The 25444-nt window shown below is 63.4% G+C and carries 24 protein-coding genes, 2 tRNA genes and 1 pseudogene; 11 read left to right on the top strand and 16 right to left on the bottom strand.

Features of this window, described 5'->3' with window-relative positions; all coding sequences use genetic code 11:
• Positions 1–153: 153 nt before the first annotated feature.
• The 5 genes from rsmB to AC30NL_RS10250 all read left to right on the top strand — a co-directional run bounded on the left by rsmB (position 154) and on the right by AC30NL_RS10250 (position 5712).
• Positions 154–1473: a 16S rRNA (cytosine(967)-C(5))-methyltransferase RsmB gene (rsmB, locus tag AC30NL_RS10270; protein WP_489463901.1), complete on the top strand. Its 1320-nt coding sequence runs from the start codon at positions 154–156 to the stop codon at positions 1471–1473.
• Positions 1474–1549: 76 nt separating this feature from the next.
• Complete coding sequence (locus AC30NL_RS10265) at positions 1550–2086, top strand: DUF4390 domain-containing protein (protein WP_489463900.1); 537 nt, start codon at positions 1550–1552, stop codon at positions 2084–2086.
• A 290-nt stretch (positions 2087–2376) separates the two neighbouring features.
• A complete protein-coding gene (locus tag AC30NL_RS10260) occupies positions 2377–4674 on the top strand; it encodes a sensor histidine kinase (protein WP_489463899.1) in 2298 nt (765 codons plus the stop codon).
• Positions 4675–4690: 16 nt separating this feature from the next.
• On the top strand, positions 4691–5422 hold the full coding sequence (locus AC30NL_RS10255; RefSeq protein WP_489463898.1) for a response regulator: 732 nt from the start codon (positions 4691–4693) through the stop codon (positions 5420–5422).
• 214 nt (positions 5423–5636) lie between these two features.
• Positions 5637–5712 (top strand) — tRNA-Phe (locus tag AC30NL_RS10250).
• Positions 5713–6444: 732 nt separating this feature from the next.
• Here AC30NL_RS10250 and AC30NL_RS10245 read toward each other — a convergent pair.
• Entirely contained in the window at positions 6445–7200 is a 756-nt protein-coding gene (locus AC30NL_RS10245) for a hypothetical protein (protein WP_489463897.1), read from the bottom strand.
• Between AC30NL_RS10245 and AC30NL_RS10240 the strand changes: the two are divergent.
• Positions 7144–7344 (top strand): annotated as a pseudogene (locus AC30NL_RS10240) (hypothetical protein); the annotation flags it as partial. The gene AC30NL_RS10245 and the pseudogene AC30NL_RS10240 sit on opposite strands and share 57 nt — an antisense overlap.
• A gap of 99 nt (positions 7345–7443) precedes the next feature.
• Here the strand turns inward: AC30NL_RS10240 and AC30NL_RS10235 are convergent.
• Both AC30NL_RS10235 and AC30NL_RS10230 read right to left on the bottom strand, forming a co-directional pair.
• Positions 7444–9432, bottom strand: a complete 1989-nt coding sequence (locus tag AC30NL_RS10235; protein WP_489463896.1) for a UvrD-helicase domain-containing protein — start codon at positions 9430–9432, stop codon at positions 7444–7446.
• A gap of 103 nt (positions 9433–9535) precedes the next feature.
• A tRNA-Arg gene (locus AC30NL_RS10230) sits at positions 9536–9611 on the bottom strand.
• A 139-nt stretch (positions 9612–9750) separates the two neighbouring features.
• Here AC30NL_RS10230 and AC30NL_RS10225 point away from each other — a divergent pair.
• Positions 9751–10623: a c-type cytochrome gene (locus AC30NL_RS10225; protein WP_489463895.1), complete on the top strand. Its 873-nt coding sequence runs from the start codon at positions 9751–9753 to the stop codon at positions 10621–10623.
• A 108-nt stretch (positions 10624–10731) separates the two neighbouring features.
• Here AC30NL_RS10225 and AC30NL_RS10220 read toward each other — a convergent pair whose 3' ends face one another.
• From AC30NL_RS10220 to purU, 4 genes are read right to left on the bottom strand one after another with little or no spacing between them, the layout of a single operon-like run.
• Positions 10732–11289 carry a DUF2946 family protein gene (locus AC30NL_RS10220; RefSeq protein WP_489463894.1) on the bottom strand — a complete coding sequence of 186 codons (558 nt, stop codon included), beginning with the start codon at positions 11287–11289 and terminating at the stop codon, positions 10732–10734.
• Between the two features lie 13 nt (positions 11290–11302).
• Entirely contained in the window at positions 11303–12283 is a 981-nt protein-coding gene (locus AC30NL_RS10215) for a YheT family hydrolase (RefSeq protein WP_489463893.1), read from the bottom strand.
• Entirely contained in the window at positions 12283–12729 is a 447-nt protein-coding gene (locus tag AC30NL_RS10210) for a YybH family protein (protein ID WP_489463892.1), read from the bottom strand. The genes AC30NL_RS10215 and AC30NL_RS10210 overlap by 1 nt, the downstream gene beginning before the upstream one ends.
• 31 nt (positions 12730–12760) lie before the next feature.
• Positions 12761–13645, bottom strand: a complete 885-nt coding sequence (gene purU / locus AC30NL_RS10205; RefSeq protein WP_489463891.1) for a formyltetrahydrofolate deformylase — start codon at positions 13643–13645, stop codon at positions 12761–12763.
• Positions 13646–13815: 170 nt separating this feature from the next.
• Here purU and AC30NL_RS10200 point away from each other — a divergent pair, with 170 nt between their 5' ends.
• Positions 13816–14361, top strand: a complete 546-nt coding sequence (locus AC30NL_RS10200; RefSeq protein WP_489463902.1) for an anti-sigma factor — start codon at positions 13816–13818, stop codon at positions 14359–14361.
• Positions 14362–14365: 4 nt separating this feature from the next.
• On the opposite strand, the gene waaF is transcribed toward AC30NL_RS10200, so the two are convergent.
• The 8 genes from waaF to alr form a co-directional block, all read right to left on the bottom strand.
• A complete protein-coding gene (gene waaF / locus AC30NL_RS10195; RefSeq protein WP_489463890.1) occupies positions 14366–15391 on the bottom strand; it encodes a lipopolysaccharide heptosyltransferase II in 1026 nt (341 codons plus the stop codon).
• A gap of 193 nt (positions 15392–15584) precedes the next feature.
• Complete coding sequence (locus AC30NL_RS10190) at positions 15585–15791, bottom strand: zinc-finger domain-containing protein (RefSeq protein WP_489463889.1); 207 nt, start codon at positions 15789–15791, stop codon at positions 15585–15587.
• 65 nt (positions 15792–15856) lie between these two features.
• On the bottom strand, positions 15857–16786 hold the full coding sequence (locus tag AC30NL_RS10185; protein WP_489463888.1) for a branched-chain amino acid transaminase: 930 nt from the start codon (positions 16784–16786) through the stop codon (positions 15857–15859).
• A 111-nt stretch (positions 16787–16897) separates the two neighbouring features.
• On the bottom strand, positions 16898–17218 hold the full coding sequence (locus AC30NL_RS10180; protein WP_489463887.1) for a hypothetical protein: 321 nt from the start codon (positions 17216–17218) through the stop codon (positions 16898–16900).
• Between the two features lie 175 nt (positions 17219–17393).
• Complete coding sequence (locus tag AC30NL_RS10175; RefSeq protein ID WP_489463886.1) at positions 17394–18212, bottom strand: metallophosphoesterase family protein; 819 nt, start codon at positions 18210–18212, stop codon at positions 17394–17396.
• An 11-nt stretch (positions 18213–18223) separates the two neighbouring features.
• Complete coding sequence (radA, locus tag AC30NL_RS10170) at positions 18224–19591, bottom strand: DNA repair protein RadA (RefSeq protein ID WP_489463885.1); 1368 nt, start codon at positions 19589–19591, stop codon at positions 18224–18226.
• Positions 19592–19626: 35 nt separating this feature from the next.
• A complete protein-coding gene (gene arfB, locus AC30NL_RS10165) occupies positions 19627–20025 on the bottom strand; it encodes an alternative ribosome rescue aminoacyl-tRNA hydrolase ArfB (protein WP_489463884.1) in 399 nt (132 codons plus the stop codon).
• On the bottom strand, positions 20022–21128 hold the full coding sequence (gene alr / locus AC30NL_RS10160) for an alanine racemase (protein ID WP_489463883.1): 1107 nt from the start codon (positions 21126–21128) through the stop codon (positions 20022–20024). The genes arfB and alr overlap by 4 nt, the downstream gene beginning before the upstream one ends.
• A gap of 221 nt (positions 21129–21349) precedes the next feature.
• Here alr and lplT point away from each other — a divergent pair, with 221 nt between their 5' ends.
• On the top strand, positions 21350–22627 hold the full coding sequence (gene lplT, locus AC30NL_RS10155; protein ID WP_489463882.1) for a lysophospholipid transporter LplT: 1278 nt from the start codon (positions 21350–21352) through the stop codon (positions 22625–22627).
• A 244-nt stretch (positions 22628–22871) separates the two neighbouring features.
• Entirely contained in the window at positions 22872–23768 is an 897-nt protein-coding gene (locus tag AC30NL_RS10150; RefSeq protein ID WP_489463881.1) for a DMT family transporter, read from the top strand.
• Between the two features lie 44 nt (positions 23769–23812).
• Here AC30NL_RS10150 and AC30NL_RS10145 read toward each other — a convergent pair whose 3' ends face one another.
• Positions 23813–24709 carry a response regulator gene (locus AC30NL_RS10145; RefSeq protein ID WP_489463880.1) on the bottom strand — a complete coding sequence of 299 codons (897 nt, stop codon included), beginning with the start codon at positions 24707–24709 and terminating at the stop codon, positions 23813–23815.
• Positions 24710–24852: 143 nt separating this feature from the next.
• Between AC30NL_RS10145 and AC30NL_RS10140 the strand changes: the two genes are divergently transcribed.
• Positions 24853–25347 (top strand): glutathione peroxidase, encoded by a 495-nt coding sequence (locus AC30NL_RS10140; RefSeq protein ID WP_489463879.1) that lies wholly within the window; start codon positions 24853–24855, stop codon positions 25345–25347.
• The last annotated feature ends 97 nt before the right edge of the window (positions 25348–25444 follow it).

The raw sequence follows: 25444 nt of genomic DNA, 5'->3' as shown, positions 1-25444 counted from the left end.
AATGCTCGCCATAGCACGAGCTATGGCTGCGCTTTGCGCCTAGATCCGGCGCCTTTTGACGTGCTGCTCGGACACGCTCGAAATACTCTCAGCCTCTGAGCCCCCTGCCTGGCGCGTGTCATCCGGGCGTTGGCGTGGCCTAGACTGCCACCAGTGACTGCCCCGATCCCATCTCTGCCTCTCGCCCGCCTCCTGTCCCACACGGCAGACGCCATCCAGGCCGTCCGCGCTGGACATTCGCTCAATGACGCATTGTCCAGGTGCCCGCCCGATGCCCGTCCCGGCACGCAGGCCCTGAGCTTCCACGTCCTGCGCTGGCTTGGCAGCGCCCAGGCCGCCCGCGCTTGGCTCGCACCGAAGGCGCCGCCGCCGCCGGTTGACGCGCTCGCTCTCTCGGCCTTGGCGCTCCTGTGGCCCGGCGGTGATGCGCCGTACCCCGCCCATACCTTGGTCGACCAGGCCGTCTCCGCCGCCCGCCAGCGCCACAATGCCAGCGCGCCATTCGTCAACGCGGTTCTACGCCGTTTCCTGCGCGAACGCGATGCAATCATTGAGGCAGCAAAGCGCGACCCGGTGGCTGCCCACAACCATCCCGCCTGGTGGGCCAAGCGGCTGCGGGTCGATTGGCCTGATCAATGGCAGGCGCTGCTCGAAGCCAACAATCACCGCGCCCCGATGACCCTTCGGGTGAACGCCCGTCGCGGCACCGCCGAGACATATGTGAAGCGCCTGCAGGACGAGGGAATCACCGCCAAAGCTTTTGGAACCCACACCGTTGTCCTCGATCTCCCGGTGCCCGTGACCCGCCTGCCGGGCTTCGCACAGGGCGACGCCTCCGTCCAGGACGCCGCCGCCCAGGCTGCCGCGCCCTTGCTTCTGAGCGGCGGATTGCCAGCCCACGCCCACGTTCTCGACGCCTGTGCCGCCCCGGGCGGCAAGACCGCCCACCTCCTCGAGCTTGCCGACCTCGACGTCGTTGCACTGGACAGCGACCCAGAACGCCTCACCCGCATCGACGACACCCTGACACGCCTGTCGCTGAAAGCCAGAACCGTCTGCGCAGACGCGGGCGACCCTGCCGCGTGGTGGGACAAACGACCCTTCGACGCCATCTTGCTCGACGCCCCTTGCAGCGCCTCGGGCATCGTCCGTCGTCACCCGGACGTGCGCTGGCTGCGCCGTCCCGGTGACATCACCACCCTCGCCGAAACGCAGGCCCGGCTCCTCGACGCCCTCTGGCCCACCCTGGCCACGGGCGGCCGCATGCTCTATTGCACCTGCTCTGTCTTCAAGGCCGAAGGTCAGCACCAGATCGACGCTTTTTTGCAACGCCAGGCGGACGCTAGTCTCATCAACCAACCCCCGTCGCCCGGACACCTGCTGCCTCTGCCCGACAATGGGCAAGAGGCATCAGTGCCCGCCTTGGGCGCATCGCCCGACGGCTTCTATTTCGCTCTCCTACAAAAACGCTGAATTGCCCGCCTTGGAAGTGCACCGCCTGGAAACGGATCGCTGCTCCCGGCCTCGTGCGCTGAGCAGGGGCTGGGGCATGTGGTTTGCCGCGCTCGTATTCGCCTGGTTGGCGCTGTGGTTGCCCATGCAGGCACGCGCCGAGGTGCCGGAGTTCACCGAATTCGAGATCGTCCGCAACGACGAGGGCGTGTCCCTCAGTTTCGCTCTCCGATTCGACCTGCCGCGTGGCGTGGAAGACGCGCTTTCCAAGGGGGTGCCGCTGTATTTCGTGGCCGAGATCGAGGTCTTTCGCGACCGCTGGTACTGGCGCGACAAGAGGATCACCAAGGCGTCGCGCGTATGGCGCGTGGCCTACCAGCCGTTGACACGCAAATACCGTGTGAGCTTCGGCGGGCTGAACCAGAACTTCGATAGCCTGAACGATGCGCTCGTCAATGTGCGGCGCGTCAGCGGCTGGAAGATCGCCGAGAAAGATCAGATCGACGACGGACGGCATTACGTCGAGTTCACCTACCGGCTAGACACGACCTTGCTGCCTCGGCCGATGCAAATCGGCATCGGCGGCCAACCGGAATGGACTCTCCTCGTTGAGAAGACTCAACGATTCCATTGATCCGTGAACGCTCAAGCCCTCACCCCAACCCTCTCCAGGAACCGCGTCCTTCGCAGGAACCGAAGGGTATTCCTGGTGGCCAGGGCCACCGTATTGCTCTCTCTCCCTCTGGCAGAGGGAGGGGGTGAGGGCGATGGCGATGGAGGCAACGAGACCTTGCATATTCTCGGCCGCGGCCCTCACCCCAACCCTCTTCCAGGGGGCCCTCTGGGAGAGGGAGCAATACTTTGTCCTTCTCACGTTCGGTTCATGGACAGCGCCTGCGGCCTCCGAGAACCCTCCAGATCCGCATGACCAAAGCCAACCGCTGGGCCTGGATCATCTCGCTGGTTGCCATCACCGGCGCGGTGCTGGTGCTGTCCTTCCTGCTGTCCATCGCGACCAACAATCGCGCCTTCTACGAGCGCCACTACGTCTGGCTGTTCTGGGTCAACGTGGCGGTCGCGGGATTCCTCATCCTCGTCATCGGCATTGCCGCCGTGCGCCTGCTCGTGCGGGTGCAGCGAGGCAAGTTCGGCAGCCGCATGCTGCTCAAGCTCACGGCCATCTTCGCGCTGGTGGGCGTGATCCCCGGCGTGCTGATCTACACGGTGAGCTACCAGTTCGTCTCGCGCAGCATTGAAAGCTGGTTCGACGTGAAGGTTGAGGGCGCCCTGGACGCCGGCCTCAACCTCGGCCGCGGCACGCTTGATGCGCTGGTGAACGACCTCGCCAACAAGACGCGGCTTGCGGCCGAGCGGCTGGCCGACCGCCCTTCCGACCAACGCGAGGTGCAGACTCTGGCCCTCGAACGCCTGCGCGAACAGCTCTCTGCCCAAGACATCGCCATCGTCGGTGCCTCGGGACAGATCATCATGTCCGCCGGCAGCGGGGCCGGGTCGCTGCTGCCTGACAGGCCGTCGCCCATCCTTCTACGCAATGCCCGCATCACGCGCGTCGTGAGTCAAACCGAAGGCCTGGAAGACGATGCCGTGCCGGGTGGCGCGCGCATCCGCGCATTGGCCTTCATCCCGAGCACGAACTTCGTGCTCGCGCAGCAAGACCGCTACCTCATGGTCACGCAGCAACTGCCTGCCGCACTGGCCGTCAATGCGCTGGCCGTGCAAACGGCCTACCGGGAGTACCAGCAGCGAGCGCTGGGCCGAGAGGGCCTGCGCAAGATGTACATCGGCACGCTCACGCTGACGCTGATCCTCGCCGTGTTCGGCGCTTTGCTCTTGGCGGTGACTTTGTCCAACCAACTCGCCCGCCCGCTGCTCCTGCTGGCCCAAGGCGTGCGCGAGGTGGCGCAAGGCGATCTGAGCACCAAGCCGGTCTTCGCATCGCGCGACGAACTTGGCGGCCTGACGAGGTCCTTCGCCGACATGACCGAACAGCTTTCCGAAGCGCGCGAGATGGTGCAAAAAAGCGTGACGCAGGTCGAGAGTGCACGGTCCAACCTGCAGACCATTCTCGATAACCTGACCGCCGGCGTCGTCGTGTTCGACAAAGACGGCAACATCGACACTGTGAACCCGGGCGCGACGCGCATCCTGCGCTTGCCGCTGTCGGTGTACCGCGGCAAACGCCTCGAAGACGTGCCCGGCCTCGAAACCTTTGCAGCTGCCGTCCGCCAGCGCTTCGATCTGCACGACGCCAGCCCTGAAGCCGGGGAACGCGATCAGTGGCAAGACTCCTTCGATCTGCAAACCGCCAGCGACCGCGACACGCTGACCTTGCTCGTCCGAGGCGCCGCCATGCCCCAGCATGCACGCCTGATGGTCTTCGACGACATCACCGAAGTCGTGTCTGCCCAGCGCAGCGCCGCCTGGAGCGAAGTGGCCCGCCGCCTCGCTCATGAAATCAAAAACCCGCTCACGCCGATCCAACTGTCGGCCGAGCGCATGCAGCAAAAGCTCGAACCCAAGCTCGAAGGTCCGGATCAGGCCATGCTTGTGCGATCAGTCGCGACCATCGTGGCCCAGGTGCAAGCCATGAAGACCCTGGTCAACGAGTTCCGTGATTACGCCCGGCTGCCCGCGGCGCAACTCAGCCCGCTGGACCTCAATGACCTCGTGCGCGAGGTTCTTCAGCTGTACGCAGCGTCGCAGGAGGCCGGCGTGCTGCACTGCGACCTCGCGGGTGACCTGCCCGCCATCATCGGCGACAGCACGCAGCTCAGGCAGGTCATCCACAACCTCGTGCAGAACGCGCTCGACGCCGTGACAGACCGCAAGGATGGCGAGGTGATGGTGCGAACCGAAGTGGCCAGAACGGAGCAGGGCGACGTGAGGGCGGTGCGCCTGCAGGTGGTGGACAACGGCCCGGGCTTTGCAGACAAAGTGCTCAAGCGCGCCTTCGAACCGTACGTCACCACCAAGTCCAAGGGCACTGGCCTGGGTCTCGCGGTGGTGAAGAAAATCGCCGACGAACACGGGGCGCGGGTGCGGCTGGCAAACATCAGTGCCAAGCGGTCCGAAAGAGGTTCGGATGAGCCGGCGGTGGCGGGGGCGCAAGTCTCGCTATCATTCTCGAAATTCGCGCCTGCCGACAGCGTCGCCAATGCGTCGCAGGCCGCCGCGCCGGGTGCGGAAGCACCAGCGCACTGAGTGCACCGAAGGGTCCATGGCCACCATTCTTGTTGTCGACGATGAACTGGGCATCCGCGCCCTCTTGTCGGAAATCCTCACTGACGAAGGTCACAGCGTCGAGCTCGCCGAAGACGCCGCCCAGGCGCGCGCCTGCCGCGAGCGTCTGCGTCCGGACCTCGTCCTCCTGGACATCTGGATGCCCGATGTCGACGGCATCTCCTTGCTCAAGGAATGGAGCGCCGGTGGGCTGCTGACCATGCCCGTGATCATGATGAGTGGTCACGGCACCATCGACACCGCGGTCGAGGCCACAAAGCACGGCGCCATGGCCTTCCTGGAAAAGCCCATCACCCTGCAGAAGCTGCTGCGCGCGGTGGAGCAGGGCTTGGCCAAGCCCAGCGCCCGGCCGGCGTCGAACCCCGGCATGGGTGTCATGAGTGGCATCGGCGGAATCAGTGGAATCGGCGGAATGCGCCCCGAGAACATTTACGCGGCAGAGAGCGTGATGATGGGCGGCCTGCCGAGCGCCTCCTTCGTGCCGCCTCTGGCGCTCGGACCGCAGGCGGAGCAGAGCTTTGATCTGGACCGGCCCCTGCGCGAGGCCCGGGATGCCTTCGAGAAAAGCTACTTTGAGTTTCATCTTGCGCAAGAAAACGGGAGCATGACGCGGGTGGCGGAGAAGACAGGGCTGGAGCGGACGCACCTGTACCGCAAGCTCAAGCAACTCGGCGTGGACTTGTCGCGGAACAAGCGCGGGGCGAACTGAGAGGCTGAGAGTATTTCGAGCGTGTCCGAGCAGTACGTCAAAAGGTGCCTGATCTAGGCGCAAAGCACAGCCATGCTCGTGCTATGGCGAGCATTTGCAACGACGAGCAGACGTCTTTTGACGTGATGAGCGGGCATGATCGAAAAACCCTCAGCCTCTGAGCGGAGGGGCGGGGAAGTCGTCCAGTAAAGTCCTGCTAGAATCGTCGGCTCACGGCCAAGTAGCTCAGTTGGTAGAGCAGCGGATTGAAAATCCGCGTGTCGGTGGTTCGATTCCGCCCTTGGCCACCAGTCTTCAAGGCCAACCGTTTCTCGGTTGGCTGCACCTTGAACGGGACTTTGGCCAGATGGCCGGAGTTAAGTAGAAATACTCCCGGCCAAACTTTGCTTCAACGCCGCCACCGCATTGCGCTGGCGGCGTTTTCCTTTGTGTGACAGCTGGTGGCCCGCGCCAAAGCCGCTTGGACTAGGACTAGGACTAGGCAAAAACCTGTAAAAGCGAGCAAAACCGTCTGCGCGCACCGCTCCGTGTGCCCGGGCTTCCCCGCCGAGGTCCAGCGAGGTTTCGTTGGCCTATACGCGCATGACGGTGTCGTAGGTTGCGATGAACCCACCCAGCTGGCAGGCGCTACAGAACTGGCCGGCGCCGGGGAATGCCCCGCCCGGGGCACTCCTGGTTAGGGGCTGAGGTCCTTCATCCTGGCTCGACCGAGGATCGGTGGTCGGCCGATGTCAGGAGCTGCTTCTCTTGCGGCCAGTTGTTTCGCGTTGGCCAATGTTTCCGGCTGCACGTCGCCATTGCGGGCCGTGTCGAGGGGCACCATGCATCTCGGGCAGTTCGCGAACAGGAAGCGAAAGACCCGATCGGACACCGAGCGAGGCGTCGCAGTTCCGGCACGACGAGACCAACGCGACCCGATGACTGGTGCACGGCTCGACCAGCTTCACGGCCCACAAGAGCGGCGTGTGGGAAACCCGCTGCTCAAGCCGGTAGTCCCGCACGCACAGCGGGCACCACGCTGCCTAGTCGCGCAGTGCGTCCGCGCTCGCGAGAACACGTACGCCCACCACGAGTCGCTTCGTCTTGCTTCCCGTTAGAGGGCTGCTATCAGAGGAAATGCGCGGTGTGGACGGCTCGTCCAAGGCGTTCTCAACGGCTGCATCGGCGCGATTGATGCTGACTGCGCGGGTTGGCCGGCGACGTCCGATCATGAAGGTCCTCCATTCCATGAGGGACACCTGACCCAAGCTGGTAGAGATGGGTGCGGAAGAGATAGGCGCCTTGCGCGTTTCCAACCCTGGCATCGTCGCGGTGCTTGGCGTGAAGTACAGCTTGGCGAAGCGGCCTGAGCTCAAGGTCCAGACGCGCGCAATGGCGGCGGGTTCTCTGCTTGCGCCGAAGATGACGTTGAAGTGCGTGGACAGGGCAACTGGCCTTCCAGTCGCTGGAGCGTCGGTGATCGCGCTTTCCGACTTTGCACAACGCGTTGGCGAGAGGCCGCGACAACCACCGCTCAGGGCGAGGTTTGGCTGGACCTTGGCACCTCGTCGAAGAAGGTTGAGGTTCTGGCCATTTACGGCCCCCCAGGCTACTGGGGTATTGGGCAAAGAGGCCTCACGCTCAAGAGCGGCCTCGAGTTTCAGTTGGAGCCCGTGAATCCCAATGCGCCGGATTTCCTCGCAATTCTGTACGGAGATCGGCCGCTCGGCGCCGGGAAAGGTGTGGTCGTTGGCATCGTTGATTCCGGCGTTGAGCGACACACACCCGGACTTGAACATCGCAGGTGGCGCAGTATTCGTGGCGGACGAGTCAGACTCTGGGACAACCGGTCCGTCGCCGGCATCATTGCAAGCCGTGGAACGGGTCCAAACGGCAAGCGCGGTGTCGCGCCGCAAGCAAAGCTGATGAGCTATCGCGTCTTCCCGAACAACAAAGATGCCGGGGCAGAAGGGGCAGGAAATTTTCAATCAGTACGATCAGCAGTTCGCGCCGGGGCTCAAGGCTCCGGTACCCGGAAGGCATCACTGACCAAGCTGAACGCCCGTGGCGAGCAAGTACGCGCTGGGAGATTGAGCACTCGTCAACAGGGTCAGCCTCGATCGGGCTCTCGTCATGCCCACGTAGAACAGGTTTCGCTCCTCGACGAGGTCTTTGGACAGATCAGCAGGGAACGCGCCATGCTCAAGGAACGGCATGATGACGTGCTCGAATTCCAAACCCTTGACGTCGGAGACACGAGCGATGGTCAACGTCTTCTTGCGGTCAATCGCTGCCAGTTGTGCACGCGTGTTGTCGTTGAGAACCCCCTCCAACTTCGCGGCCGGATCGCGCAGCATCGCAAAGAAGGTCTTGGGCCCCTTGGCTCGCGCCGCTGCTCGCTTGAGGCCATCGAAATACGCGAGGGCGTCAGCCTGTCGCTGACGTTCGATGAAGACTTGTCGAACCCATTGACGGATCTCCAGGGCATCAAGGAAGTCATCGAACCATGGAGCATCTGGTTTCGCGTTTCGAGCGATCTCGATCGCCTTGTTCATTCGGCCAGCCACTTTCGGCGACACTTTGTTCAGCACCTGGAACTCGAGGAACGCGCGGAGATTGCTCTTTTCAGCCAAGACATTGCGAATCGCGAAGTCCAGGCGCTCCTGCCTCGTCTCTTTCTCCGAGACGTCATACCCGAGCTTGATGTCGCAGAAGAAAACGATCGCGCGTACAAGCTCGGCTCGGGTTTCATTTGACCCGAGCGGTTCGTAGTCGTCGGTGGCGACCGCAAGCAGCGCGCGAACCAACAGTACTTCGGGTTGCATGACGTAGCTCTCGAACCCGCGGAGCTTGTAGCGGAATCCGCCCGTCAGCAATGCATTCTCGACCGCCACCGACTGCGACGAGTGACGCAGGAGAATCGCAACGTCGGCCATCTGGCCTGACGCCTTCCAGTCATTCAACTTGCGAATCAGCAGCTGTTCGCCACCATCTTCTCCGCTGCTGTCGTACGACGCGCAATCGACCGCAGTCATGTGATCGGCAGCAGATGAGTACGGCTTCCCTGCAAGGTTGCCGGCCATGAGCGCCAGCGGACGATTGAATCGGCGTGTCGAGGTCAAAGGGAATACTCGCACCCCCCGGCCCTCTCCAAGATCGATGTCCTTGCTCATGAAGCGGCGCTCGGCACCGGCGGTGGCATGGATCACCTGGTCGTAGTCGCCCACGCCGCAAAAGCGGGCCCCCGTCGAGTCCAGCAAGCCGCGCAGGATTTTGAACATGGCCAGGTTCAAATCGTGCATCTCATCAACAAGCACCAGCGCCAGTCGCTTCGGCCAGGCCGGAAACTCATGCACGAAGGTCGTCGGTTCCGGGTCGGCAATTTGGCGCGCCAGATCATAAGTGGCGTCGAACTCGCAGCGGAACAACGGACGATCGATGCCATCACGAGAGGGATATCGCAGGTTCTCGTAACGCTTGAAAATCTGCAGGAATTCTGGCTCCAGCTGCAAGGCGTGCGCAAGTTCATCGTCGACACGAGCGCCATCCCAGATCGCACAGTCCCAGGCCAGGGTCCCCTTGAGCTTGCGCGACACCGCGAGAAAGCGCTCCACGAAGCCGCTGTCGACCTGCATTCCCAGATCTTCAAGCACGTCGTAGACGTCGTCAGCAGCGTCCTCCGTAGTCTTTCTGAATGGCACCTTGCCTTTTTCGAGGCTAAGAAGGACGGCAGCCGAGAACCCGTCGAACGTTTGTATCTTGAGCGCGCTGACAGTTGCGCGGGAAAGGCCAATCTTGACCAAAGCCTGCCGCATGGCAACGCAAGCCGCGTCGGTGAAGGTCAGTACCAGGATCCCTGCAGGAACGACGCCAGAGTGCAACGCTTGCGCGATACGCAACGCCAGCGTCGTTGTCTTGCCGGCCCCGGCGTTCGCCTGGACAAGCATCGTGGGCAAGAGCGACATCTGAATAGCGACCTGCTCGTCGCTGGGCGTGATGTTGCTCGGCTGGAAGCAATCGCGTTCGCTCATGCTCATATCTCCTCCGGCAGGGGCACGATCCTATCCGGACGGACGCTTGCGCGAAAACACAACCTCGACGGAGTGTCAGGGGCTTCAAAGAAAGGCAATCGGGTGGCGCGCCCGGCTGGGATCGAACCAGCAACCCCTGCCTTCGGAGGGCAGTACTCTATCCATTGAGCTACGGGCGCGAACCACGGATTATCGCATTCGGCTGGGGCCTTCGGTCGCGTCAGTCTTCGCGAAGAACGCGCCCTTTATAATCGACGGGTTTTGCGTAGCCCGACCGCCCGTCTGGCGCGCATCGATCTACACGCAGTCGAGGACTCCATGAGCGACGCCAAACACCATCACGAAGGCCCACACGAAGGCCCCATCAAGACGCCCAAGCAACTCATCCTCGCGGTGTTCTTTGCCTTTGTCGTTCCCATCATCGCCATCATCTTGCTCGTGAGCTTCGTCGGCGCCGACAAGCGCCCCATGGCTGGCAGCGATGCCATGAAGCCGCAAGCCATCATCGAACGCATTCGCCCGGTGGGCTCCGTCGAGGTGAAGGATCTCTCCGACCCGTCCACGATGAAATCGGGCGAGCAGGTCTATGGTGCAGTCTGCGTGACCTGCCATGCAACCGGCAATCTGAATGCACCAAAGTTCGGCGACGCCACTGCCTGGGGCCCACGCCTGCCGCAGGGCGTCGAGGCCCTGATATCGCATGCACTCAAGGGCAAGGGCGCCATGCCTGCCCAGGGCGGCGGCGACTTCAGCGACCTCGAAGTGGCCCGCGCGGTGGTCTACATGGTCAACAAGGCCGGCGCGAAGTTCGAAGAGCCGAAGCTGACGGCCAGCGCAGCCGCTGGCAGCGGTCCGGCGGCGGCCAGTGCGGCGAATACCGCTGCGGTCGCAACCGCTACTGCACCTGCTGCCGCAACGACCTCCCAGACAGCCGCCACCGAAGCAGCGCCGGCCGGCGCCGCCCCCGCGCTTTACACCACAACCTGCTCGGCCTGCCACGCCACTGGCGTTGCCAACGCGCCGAAGGTCGGCGACAAGGCCGCCTGGGCTGCTCGCCTGGCACAAGGCGTCGACGGTCTGACGGCCAACGCCATCAAAGGCAAGGGCGCGATGCCGCCCAAGGGTGGTTCGAATGCGAGCGAGGCCGATATCAAGGCGGTCGTGAGCTACATGGTGAGCCAGGCGAAGTAAGTCTTCGACGCGCGTTCTCTGTCAGACAAAAAAGCCGACCTGAGGGTCGGCTTTTTTTGGCAGTTGGGTAGAACCAGGTTCGACATTCGCGAAAGAATCACCCGGGTTTCATCCTGGCTGCGAATGCACTCCCACGTGGCTTGCCGCGGGACTCAAGCAATAGCTGAAGCGCATTGGCATCTCCGCAAATTGCGTCTCGACCGGCGTCCACACCCCCACCTCGACGGCAGCGGCGGCCATTTCCATGTCCAGTGTGTGAACGTTCCCGGGCCCGATGTCCGTGCCGAGGAACACCCGCCCCCGCTCATCCAGCCACACGCTTTCGACCTGCGCGGTCTGGCCGGTATGACTCGTGACCGTCATTTCCCATGCATCGACACCGGCCAGCCGCCACACCCATGGTGCAGCCTCCAATTCGACATAGACACGTTGCGGTCCGTTCTGGAAGAACCAGGCCCCGGCCCCGTCGCTCGCGTAGTTGCGTTCGATGAATTCGCGCAGCTTCTTGTGCTCGATACGGCTGCCCTTGACCCGCGGAAATGGCCCGGCCGCCTGCGCGCGGTCGTCGCGCATGTACCAATCGCCGCGTGCGTCTAGCGCGAGCCAGCCGTAGCAGTGCGGCACGTTGGGCCACTTCTTGAGTGCTTGCTTGACGATGTCATCCATGGAGTCGATGGTGCTACAGATGGGCTTTCATCCAGGCCATCACCCCTTGCGGCATCGCAAGTACATCGCCCGGGAATCGCCCTGAAGGGAATCCGACATGCCCGCCGTGAGCGGGATGCCAGAGCGTGACGTGCGAGCCGGCATCGGCCTGAGATGGCAGGCAGTCTGCCGGCACGAAGGGATCGTTGCGTGCATTGAGCACCAGCGTCGGAAGGCGAATGCGGTGCAGGTGCGGCTTGGCCGACCCGCGCGACCAGTAGTCGTCCGTGTTTTTGTAGCCGTGCAAAGGTGCAGTGAATACGTTGTCGAATTCGTAGAGGTCACGCGCGGCAAGCAGGCGCTTGCGATCGAAAAGGCCCGGGTGCTGCGACAGCTTGCGCAGCGCCTTGGGGATCATGGTGCGCAGGAACATCCGTGTATAGATCAGCCGATTGAAGCCGCGACCAATGGCACGCCCGCCGGCGGCGAGGTCGATGGGAGAACACACCGCCGCCACCGCGCTCACCGCCTTCGATGCGGATTCGCCAGCTTCCTGCGCCCAACGCAGCAAGGCGTTGCCTCCGAGCGAGATGCCAACGGCCACGATCGTTCCACCGTGCCGCGTGCGAATCTGCGAGAGGATCCAGCCGATCTCCTCGAAATCACCTGAGTGATAGGCCCGAGGCGCCAGGTTCAATTCGCCCGAGCAACCACGAAAGTGCGGCACAGCAAATCGCCAGCCGTTCGTTCGCGCCCAGTGCGCGAAAGCCTGCGAATAGTGGCTTCCGGATGAACCTTCGAGTCCATGAAAGAGCACGAGCATCGGCGCGGCGGTGTCGGCCCCTGCCGCGCTTTGCAGCCAGTCGACGTCGATGAAATCCTCGTCTGGCGTGGACCAGCGCTCCCGCGCAAAGATCGGCGCCGCGCCTACGAAGCGCTTCGCAAACAAGGCCGGCCAGATCGTCTGTAAATTGCCCCCTGGCAACCACCACGGCGCTCGGTATCTGCTGTCCATCAATGCAGCGTGGAGGCCATCTCTATGATTTCCTGATGCTCCTGGGACGTGCCGGGACTCGCGTGATGAACGACCATGCGCCAGCCCTGCGCACCCTTGACGTACACATTGGTCGCGATGACCCAGGCTGATTGCGGGCCGTCCGGGCTCATCACCTCGACGCGTTCCAGCACGCTGTGAACGGCGCTGGAGTGGCCGAGCACGCGGCGGACCTTCTCGGGCTGCACGTTCACGACACCGTTGCCGAAGATGGACTCGAAGCTCGCTCGAATCGCCTCAGGGCCGATGAGCCGAGGTCCGCCGGGATGCACGCACGCGATGTCGTCATCGTCCGACCACACCGACATCAGCTTCTCGATGTCGCCGCGCTGCAGCGCCTCGTAGAACTGCGATTCGATTTCGTCGGGATTTCCGAGAACCACCGGCGGGGGTTTGACACGTGACATTTGCTCACCTCAGAGGCTCGGGGGCGACATTTCAGGCGAAAACGACCGTCTTGTAGCCGTTCATCAGCACACGGTGCTCGACATGCCAGCGCACCGCCCGTGCGAGCACGACGCTTTCCACGTCACGGCCGACGGCCGTGATTTCGTCAGGCCCGAGCGAATGGTCTACGCGCTCGACATCCTGCTCGATGATCGGCCCTTCGTCCAGATCTGCCGTCACGTAGTGTGCAGTCGCACCGATCAGCTTCACCCCACGATCATGGGCTTGGTAGTAAGGCTTGGCGCCCTTGAAGCTCGGCAGAAAACTGTGATGGATGTTGATCGCCCGGCCTTTCAGGAAAGCACAAAGCTCCGGGCTCAGGATCTGCATGTAGCGCGCGAGCACGACAAGATCGACCTGCTCGTTCGCCACCAGCGCCTCAAGCTGCTTTTCCTGCTCGCGCTTCTCTTCGGCGGATGCGCCGGCAGCCAGGGGCAGGTGGTAAAAAGGAATGCGATAACTCGCCGCAAGCTCTGCGAAGTCGGGATGGTTGGACACGATGCCCGCGATCTCCACATCGAGCTGCCCCGAATGCGCACGAAATGCGAGGTCGTTCAGGCAGTGCCCGTGCTTGCTCACCATGAGCACCAGCCTGGGCTTGCGTGCCAGCGAATGAAAGCTTGCGTCCATGCCGAACTGCTGGCGGACATTGGTGAACAACTGATCGATGACACCGGGTGCGGCCAAGTGCGGCGGCGCTTCGAAGTGCACCCGCATGAAGAACAAGCCCGTTCCACCCTCGGACTGCACATCGCTGAACTGCTGTGAGTCGACGATGTTGCAGCCGGCCTGGTAGAGAAGACCCGACACTGCGTAGACGATCCCCTTGGTATCGGGGCACGACAGTGTGAGGACGAACTCGTTGGAGGCGGGCATGGCGCAATTGTACGGAGCGCCCTGCAGCCCCTGTCGACGCGCGCTGCCGACTATGTGACCGGCACACTGCGCGAGCGTGCGCGTCGTCGATTCGAACGTCTGCTGCCAGCGCATCCGAACCTGCGAGGCGCGGTGCGCGCGACTGGCAGGAGCGGCTGATTCCCTTGACCGTGAGCGTGGTGCCGGAAAAGCCGCCGGCCCAGGTGTGGCAACGCATCGAGGCGCGTATCGGCGCAGCGGCGGCCAAGCCTGCGGCGCCGATTCGCACCGGGTGGTGGAGTCAGATCGCGTTGTGGCGTGGTCTCGCGGGGTTGGCGAGCGCTGCTGCATTGTGTCTGGCGGTGCTGGTCACCATTCCGGGGTCGGTGCAACCGCCAGTCGTGGTGGTGCTGAGCGCGACTGGCGCATCAGCCGGTGGATCGATCGCGCCTGCGGCCTTCGTCGCGAGCATCAGCGCCGATGGCCGCGCGATGGTCACCAAGCCGCTTACCAACGTGAGCGTGCAGGCCGATCGGGCGCTGGAACTGTGGGCGGTCCCGGGCAAGGGTACGCCGCGTTCGCTCGGGTTGATCTCGGCGAGTGGCACGACCATCGTGAAGAAGGGCAAGGTACTCGAAGACACGGCTGCGCTGGCAGTGAGCCTCGAGCCTGCGGGTGGGTCGCCGACGGGAACTCCGACAGGGCCCGTGTTGTGGGCAGGGAAGCTGCAGATCTGAAGATCTAGCCTGCGAACCGTAGCGTCTCCTCCAGGGCCGCAGCGACACGGTCCGGCGCAATCTCAACCAAACAGCGTGTGTGACCGAAGCGACATGTCCGCTCGAAACACGGTGAGCATTCAAGCCCGAGCTCTTCCTTCAACCACAGCACCTTCGCCTTCGCGTTGAGCGGGGGCGTGTGCTCGGGGCTGGTCGATCCGAACACCGCCACTTGTGGCAAGCCGAAAGCGGCCGCGACGTGCATCAGGCCCGAGTCGTTGCTCGCGACGCCGCGCGATGCGGCGATCAGCGACATCGCATCTTTCAGCGAAGTCTTGCCGGCCATCACCATGCATGCGCCAGGCGCCATGCGTGAGATGGATTCGCACAGTTCGGCTTCCTTCTTGGAACCCAGGAGGACGATGGGCATGGCGTGCTTCGCGTGCAGCAATCGCGCCAGTTCGGCGTAGTGGCCAGCGGGCCAGCACTTGGCGGGACCGTATTCGGCGCCGGGAGCGAAGACGAAGAAATGGCTGCGTTGGAGATGGACGTTTGATGTGGCGGTCGCGAGCGTGGCGTCGTCGAAGTGGAGCCTGGGCGCAGGTGGAGTCCCCTCACCCCGGATCTCTCCCGCGAGGGGAGCGGCCAGCGCGCTGTAGAAGGCCACCATGGGCGGGTGACCCACGGGGTTCGGCAAACGCTCGTTGAGCAGGATGACGCGACCTTCGCCGCGATAGCCCACGCGTTTCGGAATGCGCGCGAGGAAGGGGATCAGGGCCGACTTGATCGAGTTCGGCAACACATAGGCTGCGTCGAACCGCCCCTTGAGCTCCCCGGCGATGCGACGCCGCGCCACCCAATCGAGCCGGCCGTGCGCAAACGGAAGCTCGATCACGTCGCGCACCTTAGGCATGGCCGCATACACCGGCGCCACCCACGGCAGGGCCGCGACAACGATCTTTTCACCCCGTGCGGCCAGCCTCGCCATCAGCGGTTCGCTCATCACCGCGTCGCCGATCCATTGCGGCGCGATGACCAGCGACCGCGTCATGATGCAAGCCTGCTGCGCGACTCCGTCACGTCAGAGGCTGAGAGTTTTTCGAGCATGTCCGAGCAGCGCGTCAAAAGGCGCCTGATCCAGGCGCAAAGCGCAGTCATAGCTGGTGCTATGGCGAGCATTTGCAACGACGAGCAGGCGTCTTTTGGCGTGATGAGCGGGCATGATCGAAATACTCTCAGCACTCTCAGTGCGCGTGGCTCAGGATTTCTCCGGCCTTGAGCTTGTAGACCGTGCCGCAGTACGGGCACTTGCCTTCGCCCGTGCTGGCCACGTCGATGAACACCTTCGGATGGCCGCTCCACAGCGGCATCTTCGGGTTGGGGCAGAAGACCGCACCGTGGCCTTGCAGGTCCTTGGCGGTCACTTCGACCACAGCTTGCTTGTCGCTCATGCTTGATTCCTTGTCGGCCGAAAGCGCCGCTTTGCTGGTCGATCCCCTAAAGGGAGCCCCTCGCTTCAGGCAGCTACCTTCGTCAGCCACTCAGCGTATTTCGGGTTGCGCCCATTCACGATGTCGAAGAACGCACTCTGGATCTTCTCGGTGATCGGCCCGCGTGAACCCTTGCCGAGTTCGATGCGATCGAGTTCGCGGATCGGCGTCACTTCGGCGGCCGTGCCGGTGAAGAAGGCCTCGTCGCAGATGTAGACCTCGTCGCGGGTGATCCGCTTTTCGACGATCTTCAGCCCCAGGTCTTCACAGATCGCGAAGATGGTGTTGCGGGTGATGCCGTTCAATGCGCCTGCAGACAGGTCGGGCGTGTACACCACGCCGTTCTTGATCACGAAGAGGTTCTCGCCCGCGCCTTCGCTCACGAATCCGGAGGTGTCGAGCAGCAGAGCTTCGTCGTATCCGTCGTCCGTGGCCTCCATGTTGGCGAGGATGGAGTTGGTGTAGTTGCTCACCGCCTTGGCCTGCGTCATCGTGATGTTGACGTGATGGCGGGTGAAGCTTGAAGTCTTGACGCGGATGCCGCGCTTGAGACCTTCTTCGCCGAGGTATGCACCCCAGGCCCAGGCGGCGACCATCAGGTGGATCTTGTTGCCCTTGGGGCTCACGCCCAGCTTCTCAGACCCGATCCAGGTCAGCGGGCGCAGATAGCAGCTTTCGAGCTTGTTCTCGCGGACCACCGTGCGCTGCGCTTCGAAGACCTCTTCGAACGAGAAGGGAATCTTCATGCGCAGGATTTTGGCGCTGTTGAAGAGGCGCTCAGTGTGTTCGCGCAGCCGGAAGATGGCCGTGCCTTGAGCGGTGTTGTAGGCCCGAACACCTTCGAAGGCGCCGCAGCCGTAGTGCAATGTGTGACTCAGTACGTGGATCTTCGCGTCTCGCCAGTCGACGAGTTCGCCATCAATCCAGATCTTGCCGTCGCGGTCTGCCATCGACATGGCGTGCCCCTACTTAATTCCGAAGCGGGCGATTTTACGGCGCGGGGCAGTCTTCCACCGGACGGTCCAAAGCCCAGGACTTCAAACGGCCTTTGTCGTCGAAAACAAGGGTCACGCTGGAGCCCCTCCTTCATCCGTCCAGCGCAAAGTCTCTGGCTTGCCTGACACCTTCTGGCCCAGGCTCTTGGTGAGGGTGATCACCTGCAGCAACGGAACACCCTGCTTGAGCTTGGCGTTGAACATCACTGCATTTGGCACATGGCCGACCGGCGCGCTGGACGCGTTCTTCATGACGCGGATGGACCGGTTGAACTGCAGCACCAGCCAGAACACCACGAGCGAGACCGCAAAGACCGCGCCTTGCCAGCCATAGGTCTGCCAAGCCGTCGCGACGACGAGGGCCGCGAGGGACCATCCGAGAATTGGGTTCATTGGGGGATGGTATGGGTGGAAAAGCAGGCTTGAGTGCGGAGTTCCCACACCCGCGCCCCCCACAGCGAAAACGCCATTCATGCCCCTTTCCCATGGGGACGGCCGTCGAAATTCAAGTCCTTTGCAATCCACCGCCGTCGCCCCCCAGAGGCTGAGAGTTTTTCGATCATGCCTCTCATTCCAGCCCTCCCGCAGAGGGCCCAGAGGAAAGGGGAGCAACGCTCGTTTCCCGGCGACCAACGAAACCCGTGCGCAAGGCATCTGCCCAGTCGGGCCGGGCGTTCGCTTCGGCGAATTGCGCGACTTGCTCGTGGTCATATGGAACGTTTCGCAACTCCACCTGCCAACCTGCGGCAAGCCGGGTGAGGATGGCGTATCGCGAATGCGGCGAGCCGTTCTCGACGAGATGAACATGCGGATGATCATCGTCGTAGGCCTGCAGGCCTACGCTACCGGGATTGACGACCAGCCGACCGTCGGCAAGCCGCATCACTCGCGGCACATGCGTGTGGCCGCACAGGATCACGCCATGGGCGACACCCCGCATCGCCGAGCCCGCACGTTCGGTCGCTTCCGAAAGCGTCGCGCGGCGAACGCCCGCCTCGCCGCAATCAGGCGTCACAGTTTCCAGGAAGTAGACAAGGTCGCTGGTCGGCGTGCCGTGGCAGCAGAAGACTTCGCCAGTCAACTGCAGCGTCGCCGGCAGGGAACTCATCCACGCACGATGCGATGAGTTCACTCGCGCCGCAGCATGGGCATCCGATGCACCCATCTTGTCGGGCGGGACAGTCAGCACCTGCCGCTCGTGATTGCCGCTGATCGTTGGCAGTTTCAAGGCCATCAGGCGGTCCGCGGTCTCCGCGATCCACAAGGGCCCGGACAGGATGTCGCCCAGGTTCACGGTCGCATCCACCGCCTGCGTCTCGATGTCCGCCAGCACTGCTTCCAGCGCGGGAAGGTTGCCGTGGATGTCGGAAATGGCTGCGATCTTCATGCTCGCCTCCTTCAAAGACTCCTGACCAGGTCGATGGCTTCTTCAATGCGCTCCACAGGATGAATGGTGAGCCCTTCGATGGGCTTCTTCGGTGCATTGGCCTTGGGCACGACCGCCACGCTGAAGCCCAGCTTAGCAGCCTCCTTCAGGCGTTCCTGACCCCGCGGCGCTGGCCGTATTTCACCAGCGAGGCCGACTTCGCCGAAGGCGATGAAGCCGCGCGGCAGGGGCTTGCCGCGCAGGCTGCTTTGAATTGCGAGCATCACCGCCAGATCGGCCGCAGGCTCACTGATACGCACGCCGCCCACTGCATTCACGAAGACATCCTGATCAAAGCAGGCCATGCCCGCATGACGATGCAGCACCGCCAGCATCATCGCGAGACGATCGCGTTCCAGGCCCACGCTGAGCCGCCGCGGACTCGGACCGCCACTGTCGACGAGCGCCTGGATTTCCACGAGCATCGGCCGCGTTCCCTCCAGCGTGACGAGCACACAGGACCCGGCCACCGGATCGCCATGCGTTGACAGAAATATCGCGCTCGGATTTGCGACGCCCTTCAATCCCCTCTCGGTCATCGCAAACACGCCGATCTCATTCACTGCGCAGAAGCGGTTCTTGATCGCGCGTACGAGGCGGAAGCTCGAATGCGTGTCGCCTTCGAAGTACAGCACCGTGTCGACGATGTGCTCCAGCACGCGCGGGCCGGCCAGCGCGCCTTCCTTTGTCACATGGCCCACCAGCACGATGGTTGTGCCGCTGCTCTTGGCCGTGCGCGTCAACTGCGCCGCGCATTCGCGCACCTGCGCGACCGAGCCAGGCGCGGAACTCAATTCCTCACTGTAGACGGTCTGAATGGAATCGATCACGCACACGGACGGTTGTTCGATGTCGATGGTGGCGGTGATTTTTTCGAGATTGATCTCGGCGAGCACCCTCACCCTCGACCCGTCGAGGCCGAGCCGGCGCGAGCGCAGAGCCACCTGCGCGCCCGATTCTTCGCCGGTGACGTACAGCGTGGGCAGGTTGCGCGACAGTGAATCGAGCGCCTGCAGCAACAAGGTCGACTTGCCGATGCCCGGATCGCCGCCGATCAGCACCACGCCACCTGCGACGATGCCGCCACCCAGCACCCGATCGAGTTCATCGATGCCGGTAGGTTGCCGGTCCACGTCGGAAGCCTCGATTTCCGACAAGGTCGCCACCGGCTGGCTGGCGTTCAAGCCGTTCTTGGTCGATTGATATCTATTCTTGGACGGCGCCTCAGCGACGGATTCGACCAGCGTGTTCCAGGCCCCGCAACTCGGGCATTTGCCCAGCCATTTCGGCGAGGTGCCGCCGCATTCGGTACAGGTAAAAATCGATTTCTCTTTGGCCATGCGGGCATTGTCACGTAGCCCGTGCGAGATCCCGGCTACAAGTCCGGCTTGCCGCGCAGCGCTTTCACGTTGCCGCGGCGGACCTTGCCTTCGAGCCGCCGCATCTTTGCGCCGTAACTCGGCTTCGTCGCCTTGCGCGGTCGTGGCGGGATGGCAACCGCATCGACCATCTGTTGCAACCGGGCCAGCGCCTCGGCACGGTTCATGTCCTGGCTGCGGTGCGTCTGCGCCTTGATCACGACCACGCCTTCGCCGGTGATTCGCTGATCGCGGGTCGCGAGCAGGCGTTCTTTGACCGCATCGGGCAAGGAAGATGCAACGATGTCAAAACGCAGATGCACTGCGCTCGACACCTTGTTGACGTTTTGTCCGCCGGCACCCTGTGCCCGAATCGCGGTGACCTCGACTTCGGCAGGGTCGACGGTGACGTTCATCCCGACGATACCGCTCGGGTCGGAACCCGCATCGCCAATGCGCACATCAATTCATACCCGACAGTCCCCGCTGCATGCGCCACCTCGTCGATTGGCAGGACACTGCCGTTCGGCCCCCGCCCCCACAAGGTCACCATGCTCCCGATCTTCGCGTCGGGCACCGATGAGAGATCGACAGTCACCATGTCCATCGACACCCGGCCTGTCATGCGCGCCCGCACGCCGTCGACCAGCACGGGCGTGCCCGTCGGAGCGAGCCGCGGATAACCGTCGGCGTATCCGCAGGCGACCACGCCGATGCGCATCGGGCGGTCGGCGGTGAAGGTGCTGCCATAGCCTACGGTCGCCCCCGCCTGCAGTTCCTGGATGGAGATGATCTCGGCCTGCAGGGTCATCGTCGGCTGCAGGTCCCAGTGCGCAATGTCGTGCGCCGGGTAGTCGGGCGCCGAGCCGTAGACCATGATGCCCGGGCGCACCCAGTCGCCGCGCACCGAAGCCGATTCGCCCGCAAAGCGCAGGGTCGCCGCGCTGTTCGCCAGCGACCGTTCGCCCGGCAGGTCTCGTGTGGCTTCTTCAAACGCGGCCGTGGCCTGCTGCACGCCGCGAGCACCATCCGCATCCGAGTAATGGGTCATGAGCGTGATGCTGTCGACCTGCGTCAAACCCGACAGTCGCAGCCACGCCGCGCGAAAAGCGGCCGCACTGAAACCGAGCCGGTTCATTCCGCTGTTGAGCTTGAGAAAGACCTGGTGCTGATGCTGGGTCTTGTGCGCCGCGAGCCAGTCGATCTGCTCTTCGCGGTGGATGGTGTGCCACAGGTGCAGCCGCGAGCAGATCTCGAGGTCGCGTGCGTCGAAGCAGCCCTCGAGCAGAAGAATGGGGCCGCGCCAGTCAAGTGCACGCACCCGTTCGGCTTCGGCGATGTCGAGCATCGCAAAGCCGTCCGCGCCTTGCAGGCCGGCGTAGGCACGCTCGATTCCATGGCCGTAGGCATTTGCTTTCACAACGGCCCATACCTTTGCGTCGGGTGCAGCGCGCCGGGCGCGGGCGAGGTTGTGCGCGAGTGCGTCGGTGTGGATCAAAGCTTCGATCGGACGGGGCATGGGAGGAGCGCGCGACAGTGAAAAATGAATGTGCGAATTCTGCCGCACTCGCAGATGCAAGGCGGGGTGGTCAGGCAATCGCAATGACCCTCATGCTATAACCCGCGCCGCGGGGAGACACACCCCGACCCGGGAGAAGTCCAGTTGAAGTGGCAGTTGAAGTTGGTTTTGCGGGTGCGGCCGGGAGTCAATGCGGGACAGAGGCACAACGCTTCGGGCGAATGAAAAAAGGCTTCTACACCATCATGTCGGCGCAGTTTTTCAGCTCGCTGGCCGACAACGCATTGTTCGTCGCTGCGGTTGAATTGCTGAAGACGTCAGGGCAGCCAGAATGGCAACGGGCGGCGCTCGTGCCCATGTTCGCCCTTTTCTACGTGATCCTCGCGCCCTTCGTCGGCGCATTCGCTGACGCCGTGCCAAAGGGCAAGGTCATGTTCTTCTCGAACCTGATCAAGGTGGCAGGCTGCCTGATGATGCTCTTCGGCACGCACCCACTGCTGTCGTACGCCATCGTGGGCCTTGGTGCCGCGGCCTATTCGCCAGCCAAGTACGGCATCCTCACCGAACTCCTGCCCAACTCGCAACTCGTCAAGGCCAACGGCTGGATCGAAGGCCTCACCATCGGCTCGATCATCCTCGGGGTGCTGCTGGGCGGCCAGCTGGTCGGTCGCGTCATTGCCTCGCGCCTCTTGTCTTTCGACCTGCCCTTCGTCGATACAGGCATCAACACGCCGCCCGAAGCGGCGATCGCCTCGCTGATGGCGCTGTACGTGATCGCCGCGGCGTTCAACCTCAAGATTCCGCGCACCGATGCGCCGCTGCAACCGCTCGCGCACAGTGCCGGCGCCCTGATTCGCGACTTTTCCAACTGCAACGCTCGGCTGTGGAACGACAAGCTCGGCCAGATTTCGCTGGCCACGACCACACTGTTCTGGGGTGTCTCGGGCAACCTGCGCTACATCGTGCTGGCCTGGGCTTTGGCAGCACTGGGCTATGCGACCACGGAGGCGTCATCGCTGGTGGGTGTCGTGGCGCTCGGAACTGCTGTCGGCGCTGTGATGGCCTCGGTTCGCATGCGGCTAGATCAGGCCACGAGCGTGATTCCACTGGGCATCGCGATGGGCGTGCTCGTGATCGCGATGAATTTCATCACCAAGGTCTGGGTGGCCGCCCCCTTTCTCGTGGTACTGGGCGCCATCGGTGGCTTCATGGTGGTACCGATGAATGCGCTGCTGCAGCATCGCGGCCACAACCTGATGGGCGCGGGCCGCTCGATCGCGGTGCAAAACTTCAACGAACAGGCCTGCATCCTGGGACTGGGCGCCTTCTACACCGGCCTGACCAAGTTCGGCATGTCGGCCTTCGGGGCCATCACGATCTTCGGTCTGGCGGTCGCATCCATCATGTGGCTGATCGGCCGCTGGCACCGCAACAACTGCATCCATCACAAGGCGGAGGTCGACCACCTGATCGCGCTTGCCCGGCACGACAGGCACTGAGAGTGCTGCCCCCGCTGCGAAGCGGATTCAGGCCGGCTGCGCAGTTGTCACCTTGCTCTTCGAATCCTCCGCAGCGGGTGCGTCTAGGCGCAATACGGCCTCAATGGCGGCCGTCCAGGACACACCCACTTTGCGATATCCCTTGCTGGTGAGGTGAATCTCATTGACCCCCGTCGCCGCTCGGCCCTGTTGTGTCGGGCAGGGCCGGGTGCATGGGGACTTTGCTCGAGTGGACAATCGCGCGGTGCCGAAATCCCCGCCCCTTCTCCCCGTTCTCGCCCTCATATTCAACGCCCTCGTGTGGGGGGCGTCCTGGTGGCCCTTTCGTCAACTTGAAGCACATGGGCTGCATCCGCTTTGGGCCACGGCATTCGTCTTCCTGCTGGCGGTTGTGGTGATCGGCGTGGTCCGGCCCCTCGCCTTTGTGCAGGTGGCCACGATGCCGACGCTCTGGATCCTGATGCTGGCCGCGGGATGCACCAATGCCGCCTTCAATTGGGGCGTGGTGATCGGCGACGTGGTGCGAGTCGTGCTGCTGTTCTATCTGATGCCGCTGTGGACGGCGCTGCTGGCCCGGCTCATCCTGCATGAAGCACTGACGCAGTCGGCGGGAATCCGCGTGGTCTGCGCCCTGGCGGGCGCGGCGATCGTGCTGTGGCCCGAGGGGCGCGGCCTGTCGATGGATGCGCTGCCGATGCCACATGCCCTGCCTGACTGGCTGGGGCTGGCAGGGGGATTTTCCTTCTCGCTCAACAACGTGATGCTGCGTCGCGAGGCGGCGCGGCCAGAGGAAGGCCGGGCACTTGCGATGTTCCTCGGCGGCGCGCTCGTGTCAGCGACGCTTGCAAGCGTGTTGTCGTTGAAGGGGCTGGCGCCCTGGCCACCGGCTTTGTCGGGGGCGTGGGCGGCGATCGCACTCGTGTTGGCCGGGCTCTTCATCTTCAGCAACCTGTCGCTGCAATTCGGTGCCGCAAGGTTGCCCGCGAACGTGACCTCGGTGGTGATGCTGAGCGAGGTGGTGTTCGCATCTGCCTCGGCGATCGCACTTGGCGCAGGGCAGATGACGGCTCCGCTCGCGATGGGTGGCGGGTTGATCATCGGCGCTGCATTGCTCGCGGCGTCGGGCTCATCGCATTCGTAGCCGGCGAAAGCCTCTGAAGGCACATTCCCGGGTTTCAACTCCGGCTACGACGACCCTTTCATCCTGCGCTTCCCTGTCCGATGGGCGGGGTTCGCCTCCGGATCGCGCGCCGCGAACCCGGGGTCCAGGGTGCGCAGGGCCTGCAGCAACTCGGCCGCCACCACGGGCTTGGTGAGGTAGGCGTCGCAACCAGCCAGAGACCCGCGCACCCGGTCCGTGGCGCCTGACAGGCCGGAAACGAGAATCACCTTGGGCCCGCGACCGGCGAAGCTGGGGTGATGCTTCACATGCTGGCAAATTTGCAGACCGTCCAAACCCGAGGGCGGGCCGAGCACGATGTCGATGAAGGCCAGCGCGAAGTGCTCCCGCTTCAGCAGCGCCATCGCTTCCTCGCCATCGGTGGCGAGTTTCACGCGGTAGCCGAACTCCTGCAGCCGCACCTGCATGAAGCGCCGCGCGATGGCACTGTCTTCGCACACGAGCACATCGGGGCCGGAGAACGAATCGTTGGCATCGAACACGCCAAACGACGACGCGCTGCCTTGCACGCCCAGGCTGGAAAACTCGTCTTCATCGTCCATGTTGGCGCTTGCTGCCCGAAGCTCTCCGGGCGACGAATGGCGCTGGTCCACGAGCGAATCGAGTTGGCGAAGGATTTGCACGGGGTCGATCGGACGCGCAAGCCAAGCCATCGCCCCCGGTGGCGCGTGCGCGCCGACAAAGACTGTTTGGCGCACACGGCCGGTGTCGACCACCGATCGCAGGGCCTCGAGATGGTCGGCATCTGCGATGACGAAATCGCAACGGTCAAGGTAGTCGACCTGCTCATAGGCCGGCGATCTCTGTGCCGCCAGCCGGAAAAACGAGGCGAGCGCACTTCGCTCGAAATCACTGAAGCCTTGCAGTGCGACGGTATAGCGTTCAGCGTTCGGCGCAGTCATGCTGTTTTCATCCTCTCAAACTGCCTGTCGCCCGGAAAAGCAGGCGCCTGCCGATGGTCCGCGCAGGGCCATCCAAGGTCAAGGTCGAATTTATGGAACAGGCGCGTTTACCATGACAAAGTTCGTTCAACGAAGGATGACCCATGGCCGGCAGCATCTACGACTTCGAAGCCCACTCCATCGCGGGCAAACCCGCTCACCTTTCGACACAGCGCGGCAAGGTACTGCTGATCGTCAATACGGCGAGCGCGTGCGGGTTCACCCCGCAATTCAACGGGCTCGAAGGGCTGTGGAACTCTTACCGCGACCAGGGCTTCGTTGTCGTGGGCTTCCCCAGCAACGAGTTCGGCGGCCAGGACCCAGGAAGCAACGAGGAAATCGCCGCCTTCTGCTCGACAAATTACGGCGTGAGCTTTCCGATGATGAGCAAGGTCGAGGTGAACGGCTCCCGGGCCCACCCGCTGTGGAAATGGCTCACCTCGCAGGCGCCCGGACTTCTTGGCAGCCAATCCATCAAATGGAACTTCACCAAGTTCCTCGTCGGACGCGACGGCCGCGTGATCAAGCGTTACGCGCCGACCGACACGCCCGAGTCTTTGAAGAAAGACATCGAGGCGGCCCTCGCAGAACCTGCCTGAGAGGCTGAGAGTATTTCGATCATGCCCGCTCATCACGCCAAAAGGCCCCTGCTCGTCGTTGCAAATGCTCGCCATAGCACGAGCTATGGCTGCGCTT

Source organism: Rhizobacter sp. (assembly GCA_021153565.1).
Lineage (GTDB): Bacteria > Pseudomonadota > Gammaproteobacteria > Burkholderiales > Burkholderiaceae_C > Albitalea.
Note: the sequence above shows the minus strand (reverse complement) of the source record. Positions and strands in the feature narration are given on the sequence as shown.

Coding starts and splice junctions, on each gene's coding strand:
- AC30NL_RS10220 (WP_489463894.1), bottom strand. CDS start 11,289: ATGGATGACATCGTCAAGCAAGCACTCAAGAAGTGGCCCAACGTGCCG.
- radA (WP_489463885.1), bottom strand. CDS start 19,591: ATGGCCAAAGAGAAATCGATTTTTACCTGTACCGAATGCGGCGGCACC.
- AC30NL_RS10255 (WP_489463898.1), top strand. CDS start 4,691: ATGGCCACCATTCTTGTTGTCGACGATGAACTGGGCATCCGCGCCCTC.
- AC30NL_RS10210 (WP_489463892.1), bottom strand. CDS start 12,729: ATGTCACGTGTCAAACCCCCGCCGGTGGTTCTCGGAAATCCCGACGAA.
- AC30NL_RS10245 (WP_489463897.1), bottom strand. CDS start 7,200: ATGTTCAAGTCCGGGTGTGTGTCGCTCAACGCCGGAATCAACGATGCC.
- AC30NL_RS10180 (WP_489463887.1), bottom strand. CDS start 17,218: ATGAACCCAATTCTCGGATGGTCCCTCGCGGCCCTCGTCGTCGCGACG.
- AC30NL_RS10235 (WP_489463896.1), bottom strand. CDS start 9,432: ATGAGCGAACGCGATTGCTTCCAGCCGAGCAACATCACGCCCAGCGAC.
- purU (WP_489463891.1), bottom strand. CDS start 13,645: ATGCCCGCCTCCAACGAGTTCGTCCTCACACTGTCGTGCCCCGATACC.
- AC30NL_RS10225 (WP_489463895.1), top strand. CDS start 9,751: ATGAGCGACGCCAAACACCATCACGAAGGCCCACACGAAGGCCCCATC.
- arfB (WP_489463884.1), bottom strand. CDS start 20,025: ATGAACGTCACCGTCGACCCTGCCGAAGTCGAGGTCACCGCGATTCGG.
- lplT (WP_489463882.1), top strand. CDS start 21,350: ATGAAAAAAGGCTTCTACACCATCATGTCGGCGCAGTTTTTCAGCTCG.
- AC30NL_RS10260 (WP_489463899.1), top strand. CDS start 2,377: ATGACCAAAGCCAACCGCTGGGCCTGGATCATCTCGCTGGTTGCCATC.
- waaF (WP_489463890.1), bottom strand. CDS start 15,391: ATGACGCGGTCGCTGGTCATCGCGCCGCAATGGATCGGCGACGCGGTG.
- AC30NL_RS10190 (WP_489463889.1), bottom strand. CDS start 15,791: ATGAGCGACAAGCAAGCTGTGGTCGAAGTGACCGCCAAGGACCTGCAA.
- AC30NL_RS10140 (WP_489463879.1), top strand. CDS start 24,853: ATGGCCGGCAGCATCTACGACTTCGAAGCCCACTCCATCGCGGGCAAA.
- AC30NL_RS10185 (WP_489463888.1), bottom strand. CDS start 16,786: ATGTCGATGGCAGACCGCGACGGCAAGATCTGGATTGATGGCGAACTC.
- AC30NL_RS10215 (WP_489463893.1), bottom strand. CDS start 12,283: ATGGACAGCAGATACCGAGCGCCGTGGTGGTTGCCAGGGGGCAATTTA.
- alr (WP_489463883.1), bottom strand. CDS start 21,128: ATGCCCCGTCCGATCGAAGCTTTGATCCACACCGACGCACTCGCGCAC.
- AC30NL_RS10145 (WP_489463880.1), bottom strand. CDS start 24,709: ATGACTGCGCCGAACGCTGAACGCTATACCGTCGCACTGCAAGGCTTC.
- AC30NL_RS10175 (WP_489463886.1), bottom strand. CDS start 18,212: ATGAAGATCGCAGCCATTTCCGACATCCACGGCAACCTTCCCGCGCTG.
- AC30NL_RS10265 (WP_489463900.1), top strand. CDS start 1,550: ATGTGGTTTGCCGCGCTCGTATTCGCCTGGTTGGCGCTGTGGTTGCCC.